The following is a 12522-nucleotide window of genomic DNA, read 5'->3' on the forward strand; positions in this document are numbered from 1 at the left end:
GCTCAGGCCTCCACGAGAGTCAGGTCGGCGGGCGAGGAGAGGGTGCCGCGTACGGCGGTGGCGGCGGCCACCTCCGGCGAGACCAGGTGGGTGCGTCCGCCCTTGCCCTGGCGGCCCTCGAAGTTGCGGTTGGAGGTCGACGCGCTGCGCTCGCCGGGGGCGAGGGTGTCGGGGTTCATGCCCAGGCACATCGAGCAGCCCGCGCCGCGCCACTCGGCGCCGGCGTCGAGGAAGATCTTGTGCAGACCCTCCTCCTCGGCCTGGAGACGCACCTTGGCCGAGCCCGGCACCACCAGGAACCGCGTGCCCTCGGCGACGTGGTGGCCCTGGATGATGTCGGCCGCCGTACGCAGGTCCTCCATGCGCCCGTTGGTGCAGGAGCCCAGGAAGACGGTGTCGATGTGCACCTCGCGCATCGGGGTGCCGGCCTCGAGGCCCATGTAGGCCAGGGCCTTCTCGGCCGCGATCTTCTCGTCGGCGTCCTCGAAGTCGTCGGGGCTCGGGACGGAGGCGCCCAGCGGGACACCCTGGCCCGGGTTGGTGCCCCAGGTGACGAACGGGGTGACCTCGGCGGCGTCGAGGACGATCTCCTTGTCGAAGACGGCGTCCTCGTCGGTGACCAGGGACTTCCAGTGTGCGACGGCCTGGTCCCACTCGGCGCCCTTCGGAGCCTCGGGCTTGTCCTTGATGTAGGCGAAGGTGGTCTCGTCGGGGGCGATCATGCCGGCCTTGGCGCCCCACTCGATCGACATGTTGCAGATCGTCATCCGGGCCTCCATGGAGAGCTCGCGGATGGCCTCGCCGCGATACTCCACGATGTAGCCCTGGCCACCACCGGTGCCGGTCCTCGAGATCAGGGTGAGGATCAGGTCCTTGGCGCTCACACCCTCGGGCAGGGTGCCGTTGACGGTGACCGCCATGGTCTTGGGCTTGTCCTGCATCAGCGTCTGGGTCGCCAGCACGTGCTCGACCTCAGAGGTGCCGATGCCGAACGCGATCGCGCCGAACGCGCCGTGCGTGCTCGTGTGGGAGTCACCGCACACGATCGTCATGCCCGGCTGGGTCAGGCCCAGCTGCGGGCCGACCACGTGGACGATCCCCTGCTCGGCGTCGCCGAGGGGGTGGAGACGTACGCCGAACTCCTCGGCGTTCTTGCGCAGCGTCTCGACCTGGGTGCGGCTGACCGGGTCGGCGATCGGCTTGTCCCAGTCGAGGGTCGGGACGTTGTGGTCCTCGGTGGCGATGGTGAGATCCGGACGGCGCACCTTCCGGTTCGACAGACGCAGGCCGTCGAAGGCCTGCGGGCTGGTCACCTCGTGGATGAGGTGAAGGTCGATGTAGAGGAGGTCGGGCTCTCCCGCGGTCGACCGGACGACATGCTCGTCCCACACCTTCTCCGACAAGGTCCTGCCCATGACACGTTCTCCATCTGGCATCTTTAGGTCTGTAGTGGCCGGTGGCGGCTCGAGCGTTGAATCGCGATGTCAGATCCGCCACTTCCAGTCTGCTTCTACGAGCGTAACGTTGCATCTCAGGTTCTGAGAAGTTAGTCTTGCGATATGGACAGTTCCAGCGGTGTGGGTGTGCTCGACAAGGCCGCCCTTGTGCTCACAGCTCTCGAATCCGGCCCGGCGACCCTGGCGGGTCTGGTGGCCGGGACGGGTCTCGCCCGTCCGACCGCGCACCGTCTGGCGGTCGCCCTCGAGCACCACCGCCTGGTCGCCCGCGACATGCAGGGCCGCTTCGTCCTCGGCCCGCGACTGGCCGAGCTGTCCGCCGCCGCCGGCGAGGACCGGCTGCTGGCCACCGCCGGGCCCGTCCTGGCGCGTCTGCGCGACATCACCGGTGAGTCGGCGCAGCTGTGGCGGCGCCAGGGCGACTTCCGCGTCTGCGTCGCCGCCGCCGAGCGCCCCTCCGGTCTGCGCGACACCATTCCCGTCGGCTCGCAGCTCACGATGCGCGCCGGGTCGGCCGCTCAGATACTGATCGCGTGGGAGGACCCCGAGCGCCTCCACCGTGGCCTGCAGAACGCCGCGTTCTCCGCGGCCGCCCTGTCCGGCATCCGCCGCCGCGGCTGGGCGCAGTCGATCGGCGAGCGGGAGGCCGGCGTCGCGTCGGTCTCCGCCCCCGTCCGCTCCCCCGGCGGCAAGGTCATCGCCGCCGTCTCCGTCTCCGGCCCCCTCGAGCGCCTCACCCGCCAGCCCGGCAAGATGCACGCTCCCGCTGTCCTGGCTGCCGCCGACCGGCTCTCGGAGTCGCTGCGGCGCGCGGCTGCGGAGTAGCGGGGCCAGATGCTCACCGAGTTATCTCGGTGAGCATTCAGCCGCAGATCTCCCGCACCGCCTCACGCACGGCCTTGAAGTCCTCGGCCCGGGTCTGGTCCTCGGCCAGCCCGACGATCGCGGCGACGTGGTAGTCGTCGAAGAGCCGGGGCTGGGCGTCCTCGAGGTCACCGGCGACCAGCACGACCACGCCGGCGGCGGTGCTCTCCGCGAACCTCACCGACCAGGTGGGCTGCTGGAGTCCGCCGACGCGTTCGATGGTGTCCTTCGCCTCGTCGCTCGACACGTCCTGGTCGCACGTCAGCTGACCGTTCACGCGCAGCTCGCTCTCCGCCGCCTCGGCCGACCTCGTGCTCTCACCCGTCGCCGGCTCGGCGGGTTCCGCGGCCTCCTCCGCACATCCGGCGGCGACGCCCCCGAGCACGGCCACGAGCGCACAGGCGGCCAGCGGCGTACGCCACGACTGCGGTCTCGGCCGCCACAACTGCGGTCTCGCCATCAGAAGAGGGCACCGCTCTCCAGGCCCAGCAGCGTCGTCTTGCGGTCCAGGCCGCCGGCGTAGCCGGTCAGGGAGCCGTTCGCGCCGACGACACGGTGACAGGGGATCACGATCGGGATCGGGTTCTTGCCGTTGGCGAGCCCGACCGCGCGGGCGCCGTGGCCGGTCAGCTCGAGGCGGCCGGCGATCTGCCCGTAGGAGCAGGTCGTGCCGTACTCGATCTTCAGCAGCTGCTCCCACACCCTCTCCTGGAACGCCGTCCCGGAGGGTGCGAGCGGCAGGTCGAAGGTGGTCCGGTCACCGGCGAAGTACTCGGCGAGCTGCCGGGCGCACTCCATCAGCAGCGGGTCCGAGTCGGATCGTTCCCCGCGCGGCCGGTTCTCGGCGTAGAGAGCCGGCATGAAGTCGATCGCGGTGATCGCGCCGTCGTGCGCGACCAGCCGGAGCTCGCCGACGGGCGAGTCGATGATGGTCCACATCAGAGTTCCTCCAAGGCAGTCAGTGAAGTCCACAGGTAGAGCAGGGCGTACGAGCGCCACGGCCGCCACGCGGCGGCATCCGCCGCGGGCGCACCGAGCACTTCCAGCGCTCGTCGGATGCCGACGTCGGTCGGCAGGAAGACATCGGGGTGGCCGAGGGCACGCAGGGCGACGTAGTCGGCGGTCCAGGGGCCGACGCCGGGCAGGCCGAGCAGCTGCTCGTGCACGACGTCGCGGTCGGTGCCGCGGTCGAGCTGGAGCTCACCGGAGGCGAGCGCCGCGGCCAGACCGGTGACCGCCCGTCCGCGCGAGCGTGGCATCGGCATGCCGGCCGGGTCGGCGGCGGCCAGGGTCTCCGCGGACGGGAACAGATGGGTGAGGCCGTCGATCTCGGTCGTGATCGGGCGGCCGTGCTCGGCGACGATCCCCGCCAGCACCGTGCGCGCCCCGGCGACCGAGACCTGCTGCCCCACGATCGTACGCAGCGCCAGCTCGCCCCCGTCGACGGTGCCGGGCACGCGCAGACCGGGCAGCACCCGGGCGAGCGGTCCGATCACCGGGTCGTCGGCGAAGACGTCGCCGACCGCACGCGGGTCGCAGTCGGCGTCCAGCAGCCGCCGGGCGCGCTCGACCGCCGCGGTGGTGTCGCGCAGGTCGGCGAGCTTGAAGGTCGCGTGGACGAAACCGGTCTCGCCCTCGGGGATGTCGGCGAGCTCGAGGCGCAGCGTGCCCGGGCCGTTGGGCAGATCGAGGGTCCGGGCGAACCACAGCCGCCCGTCGTCGACCCCGGCGACCTCGATGCCCGGCACCAGGTGGTCGCGCAGGAAGGCGTGCAGGGCACGGCCGGCGAACGGGGTGCGGACGGCGAGGCGCAGCGCGATCGTCCCGTCGGCCCGGCGCCGCGAGCCGCGACGCCCGCGGAGCTCGGTCGGCGAGGCCGCGTAGACCTCACGGACGGTGTCGTTGAACTGGCGTACGCTCGAGAAGCCCGCCGCGAAGGCGATGTCCGCGAAGCCGAGCTCGGTGGTCTCGACCAGCGTCCGGGCGGTCTGCGCGCGCCGCGCCCGCGCCAGGGCCAAGGGGCCGGCGCCGAGCTCGGTGGTCAGCAGGCGGGTCAGGTGGCGAGGCGAGTAGCCGACCCGGCGGGCCAGCCCCTCGACACCCTCCCGGTCGACGACGCCGTCGGCGATCAGCCGCATCGCACGTCCGGCCAGGGTCGCGGCCACGTCCCACTCCGGGCTGCCCGGGGTGGCGTCGGGACGGCAGCGCTTGCACGCGCGGTAGCCGGCCGCCTGGGCGGCCGCGGCGGTCCGGTGGAAGGACACGTTGGTCAGCGCCGGGGTGCGCGCCGGGCACGAGGGGCGGCAGTAGATCCCGGTCGAGGCCACGGCCGTGTAGAAGACCCCGTCGAAGCGCCGGTCGCGCGACCGAACGGCGCGGTAGCACGACTCGAAGTCGAGTCCGTTCACGCTCGTCGTCCCATCCATGTCCCCCATGTTGCCGCGTTCGGAACGAAATTACGCGCGGTTTTCGGACAGTGCCTTCCTCATGGTTTCACATTGCCGTTACCTGAAGGAGCAACCTCTCGGCTCACTGGCGCGTACAACCTGTGTGGGCTGCACACGCAGACGGTCTGCTCACGCGGACGGGCGAGGGAGGGTGATGGGGTCGGAGACGAGGTCGGGCACGCGTACGGTCGTGCTCACTGTCGTGGTCACCATGCTGTTCCTGGCCGTCGGCACCGGGATCGGCACCTGGGCGTTCTACGGCCATCTCAACCGCAACCTCGGCTCCGGCGGCGACATCCACCACCTCGTCGAGGAGCCGGACGACGCCGACGAAGGCCCCAAGCAGCCGCTCAACATCCTGATCCTCGGCACCGACGGCCGTGACTGCGACGGCTGCTCGATCGACGGGGAGGGCGGCTCGGGCGGCTCCGACAGCACGATCCTGCTGCACGTCGCCGCCGACCGGAAGTCGGCCTACGGCGTCTCGATCCCCCGCGACGCGCTCGTCGACCGACCCGAGTGCACCGCCCCCGACGGCACCACGATCCCCGAGGCCAGCGGCGTGATGTGGAACCAGGCCTACGCCCTCGGCGGCCCGATCTGCACCGCCCGCCAGACCGAGCTGCTCACCGGCATCCCGGTCGACCACTACCTCGCCCTCGACTTCGCCGGGTTCCGCGGCATGGTCGACGCCGTCGGCGGCGTCACGATCTGCATCCCCGAGGCGATCGACGACGAGGAGCACAACATCTTCCTGCCCGCCGGGACCCACAACCTGCGCGGGAAGCAGGCGCTCGACTACGTACGCAACCGCTCCTCGACCCCCAACGCCGATCTCGGCCGGATGCGGCGCCAGCAGTACTTCCTCACCGCTCTCGCCACCAAGGTCCTCTCCGCCGGCACCCTGACCCGCCCGCGCCGGCTGGCCACGTTCGCCACCGAGCTGTCGAAGTCGATCACCACCGACATCGGCTCCGTCGCCGGCCTGGCCGACCTGGCCGCTCAGATGCGCGACGTCGACCCGGGCAGCATCGAGTTCGAGACGGTGCCCAACCAGGCCTACCCCGAGGGCGACCCCAACTGGGGCCGCCTCCAGATCCTCCCGAGGGCCGACCAGCTGTGGCAGCGGATGCTCGAGGACCGTCCCCTCCACGACCCGACGAGCGCCCCGACAGACCCCTCGAAAAGCTCGCCGCCCAGCTCTCCGACCGGCACCGCCACGCCCGCGAACCCCGAGGTCAGCGCCTCACCGAACGAGGTCCCGGCCGAGTCCGTGACCCCCGAGCAACGGGAGAAGGACGCCGCCGACAACGGCCTGTGCGCACCCGCCTGAGTGTGATGTGATCCACTCACCTCATGACCAACACCACGGTTCCCGTCGGGGTCGGCGCCCTCACCTTCGACCAGGTAGTCGCCGTCGCCCGTCATGACGCCCCCATCACCCTCACCGACGAGTCCCTGACCGCGATGGCCACGAGCCGCGCGCTCATCGAGGACCTCGCCCACGACACCCGGCCCCACTACGGCATCTCCACCGGCTTCGGTGCGCTGGCCAACACCTCGATCCCGCCCGAGCACCGCGCCCAGCTGCAGGCCTCGCTGGTCCGCTCGCACGCGGCCTCCTCGGGCGCCGAGATCGAGAAGGAGGTCGTACGCGGCCTCATGCTGCTCCGCCTCTCGACCCTTGCCACGGGGCGGACCGGGGTGCGCCCCGAGGTCGCCCAGACCTACGCCGCGCTCCTGAACGCCCGGATCACCCCCGTCGTCGGCGAGTACGGCTCGCTGGGCTGCTCCGGTGACCTGGCCCCGCTCGCCCACTGCGCGCTCGCGGCGATGGGCGAGGGCGACGTACGCAACGCCTCCGGTGAGCTGGTGCCCGCGGCCGACGCGCTCGCCGCCGCCGGGATCACCCCGGTCGCGCTGCGCGAGAAGGAGGGGCTGGCGCTGATCAACGGCACCGACGGGATGCTGGCGATGCTCGTCCTGGCCCTTGCCGACCTCGACGACCTGGTGGCCACCGCCGACATCGCCGGCGCGCTCAGCATCGAGGGACTCCAGGGCACCGACAGCGTCTTCGCCGAGGACCTCCAGGCGCTGCGTCCGCACGCCGGCCAGGCGACCTCGGCCGCCAACATCCGCGCCGTCCTCGCGGGCAGCGGCATCGTCGCCGACCACCGCGGCACCGGGTTCACCCGGGTGCAGGACGCCTACTCGCTGCGCTGCGCGCCCCAGGTCCACGGCGCGGTGCGCGACACGATGGCCCACGCGGCCCGGGTGGCCGAGGTCGAGCTCGCCAGCGCGGTCGACAACCCGGTGATCACCCTCGACGGCCGGGTCGAGTCCAACGGCAACTTCCACGGCGCACCGGTCGGCTACGTACTCGACTTCCTGGCCATCGCCACCGCCGACCTCGCCTCGATCTCGGAGCGCCGCACCGACCGGTTCCTCGACAAGGCCCGCAACCACGGCCTGCCGCCGTTCCTCGCCCACGACCCCGGGGTCGACTCGGGGCACATGATCGCGCAGTACACCCAGGCCGGGATCGTCTCCGACCTCAAGCGCCTCGCCGTGCCGGCCTCGGTCGACTCCATCCCGACCTCCGCGATGCAGGAGGACCACGTCTCGATGGGCTGGAACGCCGCCCGCAAGCTCCGCCGCGCCATCTCCGGGGCACGCCAGGTGGTCGCCATCGAGATCCTCACCGCTGCCCGCGCGATCGACATGCGCGCCCCCGAGCGCCCCGGCGCCGTCGGTGCCGCGCTGGTCGAGGAGATCCGCACCCTGGTCCCGGCGCCTGGCCCCGACCGCTTCCTGGCCCCCGACATCAAGGCCGTCGTGGACCTCGTCGCCACCGGCGCGCTCCTGGCCAAGGCACGCGAGCTCGCCGACATCTCCTGACTGCCGCACGGCGCCACTTTCCCGCCATGGCGGGAAGGTGGCGCCGTCCCACCGTAGATCCCGCGACAGATCCCCTCCATGGCGGGAAGATGCACCGACCACTGTCGCCAGAGCGAGCTTTTCGCCGGGTCGGACTGACACCCGATCCCACGATGAGGTGAGATGGACCACATGAGCGAACCACGCACTGTCCGCGCAGCCCGCGGCCCCGAGATCACCGCCAAGACCTGGCAGACAGAGGCCGCCAAGCGCATGCTGATGAACAACCTCGACCCGGAGGTGGCCGAGCGCCCCGACGACCTGGTCGTCTACGGCGGCACCGGCCGCGCCGCCCGGTCGTGGGAGGCCTACGACGCCATCGTCCGCACCCTCGACGAGCTCGAGGCCGACGAGACGCTGCTGGTGCAGTCGGGCAAGCCGGTCGGCGTGTTCCGCACCCATGAGTGGGCGCCCCGGGTGCTGATCGCCAACTCCAACCTCGTCGGTGACTGGGCGACCTGGCCGGAGTTCCGGCGGCTGGAGTCGCTCGGCCTGACCATGTACGGCCAGATGACCGCCGGCTCGTGGATCTACATCGGCACCCAGGGCATCCTCCAGGGCACCTACGAGTGCTTCGCCGCGATCGCGCGCAAGAGGTTCGGCGGCACGCTCGCCGGCACCCTGACCCTGACCGGCGGCGCCGGCGGCATGGGTGGCGCCCAGCCGCTCGCGGTCACGCTCAACGAGGGCGTCGTGATCGTCGTCGACGTCGACGCGGCCCGCCTCCAGCGCCGGGTCGACCACGGCTACATGGACACCGTCGCGTCCTCCCTCGAGGACGCACTGGCCCAGGCCGACGAGGCCAAGAAGGCGCGTACGCCACGCTCCATCGGTCTCCTCGGCAACTGCGCCGCGGTCTTCCCGGAGGTCCTGGCACGTGGGGTCGAGATCGACATCGTCACCGACCAGACCTCGGCGCACGACCCGCTCTCCTACCTCCCGCTGGACTACACCGTCGAGGAGTGGGCCGCGCGGGCCGACGAGGACCCCGACGACTTCACCGAGAAGGCGCAGGCCTCGATGGCCAAGCACGTCGAGGCGATGGTCGGCTTCCTGGACCACGGGGCCGAGGTGTTCGACTACGGCAACTCGCTGCGCGAGGGGGCCCGACTCGGTGGCTTCGCGAACGCGTTCGCGTTCCCGGGCTTCGTGCCCGCCTACATCCGCCCGCTCTTCGAGGAGGGTCTCGGCCCGTTCCGCTGGGCGGCACTCTCGGGCGACCCCGAGGACATCGCCAGGACCGACCGGGCCATCGTCGAGCTCTTCCCCGAGAACGAGGGGCTCAAGCGCTGGATCACCCAGGCCGGTGAGAAGGTGCACTTCGAGGGCCTCCCGGCGCGGATCTGCTGGCTGGGCTACCAGGAGCGCCACCTCGCCGGGCTGAAGTTCAACGAGATGGTCGCCTCCGGCGAGCTCTCGGCGCCGGTCGTCATCGGCCGCGACCACCTCGACTCCGGCTCGGTGGCTTCGCCCTACCGCGAGACCGAGGCCATGAAGGACGGATCCGACGCGATCGCCGACTGGCCGCTGCTCAACGCCCTCCTCAACACCGCCTCCGGCGCGAGCTGGGTGAGCATCCATCACGGCGGGGGCGTCGGCATCGGCCGTTCCATCCATGCCGGCCAGGTCTGCGTCGCCGACGGCACTCCCCTGGCCGCCCAGAAGATCGAGCGCGTCCTGACCAACGACCCCGGGTCCGGCGTCATGCGCCACGTCGACGCCGGCTACGAGCACGCGCGCGAGGTCGCTCGTGAGCGCGGCCTCAACGTACCGATGCTCGACTAGCTCGACAGATGCACACAGCGTGCATCTGTCTGTTGACCGCACCAGCTTCCGCGTGCCCTGCGCGCCGGGGTTGGTCCAGCCCGTGCGTGGGTACCGTCGATATATGGCATCTCAGCGCGTTCGCAGCGGGCCCCCGGGCGTAGACGCGGACTCGCCGGAGGAGATCCCGCGCACAGGCTGGGTCCAGATTGTGAAGCGGGCGTGGGGAGAGGCGAAGTCCGACCAGCTACCTCTGCTGGCGGCCGGCGTCGCCTTCTACTCGTTCCTGGCGGTGTTTCCGGCGATGATCGCGGCGGTGATGCTCTATGGTCTGGTCCGCGACCCCGGGGACGTTCAGCGCGAAGTCGACGAACTGTCCCAGACGCTGCCCTCGGACGCGGCGAGCGTACTGACCACCCAGTTGGAGGCGATCACCTCCACCTCGTCGGGTTCCCTCGGGCTCGGGCTGCTGGTCAGCCTGATCCTGGCACTGTGGAGCGCTTCAGGCGGCGTCGGCAGCATCATGAGCGCGGTCAACATCGCCTATGACGAGGAGGAGACGCGCGGATTCGTCAAGCGCAAGCTGCTGTCCCTCGGGCTCACCGTCGCTGCGATCGTGTTCGTGATCGTGACGATCTCGTTGGTGGCGGTCGCTCCGGCGCTGCTCGACAACCTCGTCGACGCCGGTCCGGTGCGTTGGGGTCTGGAGGCGGCACGCTGGGTGGGTCTGGTGGTCGCGATGTCGATCGCGCTGGCCGTCCTCTACAAGGTGGCCCCGGACCGCGACGACGCCGAGCTCCGTTGGGTTTCCGTGGGAGCCGTCGTGGCGACGGTCCTGTGGCTGGTAGCCAGCGTCGGCTTCTCCCTGTACGTGGACAACTTCGGCTCCTACAACAAGACCTATGGCGCGCTGGCCGGCGTGGTCGTGTTGCTGCTGTGGCTGTGGCTGACGATGTACGTCGTGCTGCTGGGTGCCGAGATCAACGCGGAGGCCGAGCAGCAGACCGTAGCGGACACCACGGTCGGCCCGGATGAACCGCTCGGCGAGCGCGGCGCGGTGAAGGCTGACAGCGTTCCCGATGACCAGACCCCGCGACCGGCCGACCCCTGAGAGGCCCGAAGCCACGGCGGGACCTGAGAAGGCCCGGTGAGTTGCTGGGCAGCCTGCCTCTCAGCGTTGCTCGTCGGGCGTGGTCCGACTCACCCACGCCGCTTGCCGAGCACGACCAGATAGCGGCACGGCTCGTCGGTCGGGTTGACGAAGACGCAGTCGGCCGGTGGCCCCAGCTGCAGGCAGTCCCCCGCGTCGAGCTCGTGGACGAGGTCGCCCTCGACGAACCGCAGGTGCCCCGAGAGCACCCAGATCTGCTGCTCCTTGAAGGCGTACGCCGAGGCCGGCGCGGCCACCGACGCACCCGCCGGGAACTCCACCTCGACCAGCTCCAGGATCTCGCGCGCGGGCGGCGAGACGGCGCGGCGTACGTAACCGGTCTCGGGGTCCGTCCACTCGGGCTGCTCGGCACGCCTGGCCACGCGCACGGCGTCCCCCTCGACCCGCGCGATCAGCTCGGACAGGGTCAGCTCCAGCGCACCGGAGAGGCGGGCGAGAAGCACCGCCGTCGGCTGCGCCTCGCCCCGCTCGATCTTGGAGATCATCGCCCGCGAGACGCCGGAAGCCTCGGCGAGAGCCGCCACGGTCATCCCGGCAGCCTCCCGCGCCGACCTGATGTTGGCAGCCAGGGCATCACCAAACATGTCACTATCGTCAGCCATGTGACTACTATAGGAGACATGCCCTCCTGGACCATCCGCGACGCCACCCCCGACGATGCCGCGGCCTGCGCGGCGATCTACGAGCCGTACGTCCGCGACACCGTCATCTCCTTCGAGACCGAGCCACCGACGACCGAGGAGATGGCCGACCGCATCAAAGCAGCCCAGGCCGAGCACGCCTGGCTCGTCCTGGAGGCCGACGACAGGGTGGTCGGCTATGCGTACGCCACCAGCCACCGCACCCGCGCCGCCTACCGGTGGGCCTGCGACGTGTCGATCTACCTCGAGACCGGCCGCCGCCGCAGCGGCGCCGGCAAGGCCCTGTACGCCGCCCTCCTCCCGATCCTCCGCGAGCGCGGCTACCGCCGAGCCCTGGCCGGGATCGCGCTCCCCAACGAGGCGAGCATCGGCCTCCACCGCTCCTTCGGGTTCACCGACGTCGGCGTCTACCGCCGCATCGGCTGGAAGCTCGACGCCTGGCACGACGTCGCCTGGATGCAGCTGGACCTCTGAGCCTCGGACGGCGCTTGCGCCGACCGAACGCGAAGAGATCGAGCGAGCGCAGCCGCTGAGCCTGCGAAGCCGCGAAGCCGCGAAGCGGTCGAGATCTACGCCACGAGGATCAGGCGGGAGCGAGCACCTCCGTCAACGTCCGCCGCAACCAGTCGCGATACTCCCCCGACCCCCACCCCGTCGTACGCCGCAGCAGCAGGTAGGTCTCCGCCTGGCACGCCAGGGCCACCGTCTCCTCCTGCCACACCGGGTCGGCCACCTCCGCGAGCAGGCCGTCGTCGCGGGCGGTCCGGACGAAGCGCCTCAGGAGATCGCGGGTGTCGACGCGGCCCGACTGGAAGGCCTCGGCCAGCTCCGGCTCGGAGGCCTGCGCCTGCAGGACGACCTCGAACAGATCACCGGCCCGCCCCATCAGGTCGGCGATCCCGCCGATGAGTGCCGCGATGCGGTCCGGAAGAGCCGGCCCCGTGAGGGCCGCCTGAAACCATTCGCGTTCACCGACGCTCCGCTGCTCAGCATCTCCCCCGATGGCCACATCGACGACGCTCCGCAGCAGAGCCGCCTTGGTGCCGAACCGGACATAGACCGTCCGGTGTCCGACCCTGGCGCGGTCGGCGACCGCCGTGAGAGCGGTCGCGTGGTAGCCGTCGCGCACGAACAGCGCTCGCGCGGCGTCGAGGATGCGCTCCTGGGTCTCGGCCACCTTCGCAGCCCGAAGCCCCTTGACAGGTGTGGTCACGAGATGCAGCATAACTGCATGATTGCAG

The 12522-nt window shown here is 71.1% G+C and carries 12 protein-coding genes; 6 read left to right on the plus strand and 6 right to left on the minus strand.

Translation table 11 applies throughout. The features are described from left to right. Positions 1–2: 2 nt before the first annotated feature. Positions 3–1415 carry a 3-isopropylmalate dehydratase large subunit gene (gene leuC, locus HD557_RS17960; protein ID WP_008358358.1) on the minus strand — a complete coding sequence of 471 codons (1413 nt, stop codon included), beginning with the start codon at positions 1413–1415 and terminating at the stop codon, positions 3–5. Between the two features lie 144 nt (positions 1416–1559). Here leuC and HD557_RS17965 point away from each other — a divergent pair, with 144 nt between their 5' ends. After that, a complete protein-coding gene (locus HD557_RS17965) occupies positions 1560–2282 on the plus strand; it encodes an IclR family transcriptional regulator (protein WP_008358359.1) in 723 nt (240 codons plus the stop codon). A 37-nt stretch (positions 2283–2319) separates the two neighbouring features. Here HD557_RS17965 and HD557_RS17970 read toward each other — a convergent pair whose 3' ends face one another. Genes HD557_RS17970 through HD557_RS17980 form a run of 3 tightly spaced genes read right to left on the minus strand, consistent with a single transcriptional unit; the run spans position 2320 to position 4747 of the window. Continuing rightward, positions 2320–2781, minus strand: a complete 462-nt coding sequence (locus HD557_RS17970; RefSeq protein WP_008358360.1) for a hypothetical protein — start codon at positions 2779–2781, stop codon at positions 2320–2322. Next, positions 2781–3260: a methylated-DNA--[protein]-cysteine S-methyltransferase gene (locus HD557_RS17975; protein ID WP_008358361.1), complete on the minus strand. Its 480-nt coding sequence runs from the start codon at positions 3258–3260 to the stop codon at positions 2781–2783. The genes HD557_RS17970 and HD557_RS17975 overlap by 1 nt, the downstream gene beginning before the upstream one ends. After that, the gene (locus HD557_RS17980) at positions 3260–4747 is read right to left on the minus strand and encodes an Ada metal-binding domain-containing protein (protein WP_196874857.1); all 1488 of its coding nucleotides are present in this window, start codon (positions 4745–4747) and stop codon (positions 3260–3262) included. The genes HD557_RS17975 and HD557_RS17980 overlap by 1 nt, the downstream gene beginning before the upstream one ends. Before the next feature lie 175 nt (positions 4748–4922). Here HD557_RS17980 and HD557_RS17985 point away from each other — a divergent pair, with 175 nt between their 5' ends. The 4 genes from HD557_RS17985 to HD557_RS18000 all read left to right on the plus strand — a co-directional run bounded on the left by HD557_RS17985 (position 4923) and on the right by HD557_RS18000 (position 10580). Continuing rightward, the gene (locus tag HD557_RS17985) at positions 4923–6101 is read left to right on the plus strand and encodes an LCP family protein (protein WP_196874858.1); all 1179 of its coding nucleotides are present in this window, start codon (positions 4923–4925) and stop codon (positions 6099–6101) included. Positions 6102–6124: 23 nt separating this feature from the next. After that, complete coding sequence (gene hutH, locus HD557_RS17990) at positions 6125–7666, plus strand: histidine ammonia-lyase (protein ID WP_196874859.1); 1542 nt, start codon at positions 6125–6127, stop codon at positions 7664–7666. A gap of 171 nt (positions 7667–7837) precedes the next feature. Beyond that, positions 7838–9490: a urocanate hydratase gene (gene hutU / locus HD557_RS17995; RefSeq protein ID WP_196874860.1), complete on the plus strand. Its 1653-nt coding sequence runs from the start codon at positions 7838–7840 to the stop codon at positions 9488–9490. Positions 9491–9593: 103 nt separating this feature from the next. After that, positions 9594–10580 (plus strand): YihY/virulence factor BrkB family protein, encoded by a 987-nt coding sequence (locus HD557_RS18000; protein WP_196874861.1) that lies wholly within the window; start codon positions 9594–9596, stop codon positions 10578–10580. Positions 10581–10669: 89 nt separating this feature from the next. Here the strand turns inward: HD557_RS18000 and HD557_RS18005 are convergent, their stop codons facing one another. Continuing rightward, positions 10670–11242 (minus strand): helix-turn-helix domain-containing protein, encoded by a 573-nt coding sequence (locus HD557_RS18005; RefSeq protein WP_231380351.1) that lies wholly within the window; start codon positions 11240–11242, stop codon positions 10670–10672. 18 nt (positions 11243–11260) lie between these two features. Here HD557_RS18005 and HD557_RS18010 point away from each other — a divergent pair, with 18 nt between their 5' ends. After that, positions 11261–11755 carry an arsinothricin resistance N-acetyltransferase ArsN1 family B gene (locus tag HD557_RS18010; RefSeq protein ID WP_040755257.1) on the plus strand — a complete coding sequence of 165 codons (495 nt, stop codon included), beginning with the start codon at positions 11261–11263 and terminating at the stop codon, positions 11753–11755. Between the two features lie 109 nt (positions 11756–11864). Here HD557_RS18010 and HD557_RS18015 read toward each other — a convergent pair whose 3' ends face one another. Next, the gene (locus HD557_RS18015; protein ID WP_196874862.1) at positions 11865–12494 is read right to left on the minus strand and encodes a TetR/AcrR family transcriptional regulator; all 630 of its coding nucleotides are present in this window, start codon (positions 12492–12494) and stop codon (positions 11865–11867) included. Positions 12495–12522: the final 28 nt, after the last annotated feature.

Source organism: Nocardioides luteus (genome assembly GCF_015752315.1).
In the GTDB taxonomy this organism is placed as follows: Bacteria; Actinomycetota; Actinomycetes; order Propionibacteriales; family Nocardioidaceae; genus Nocardioides.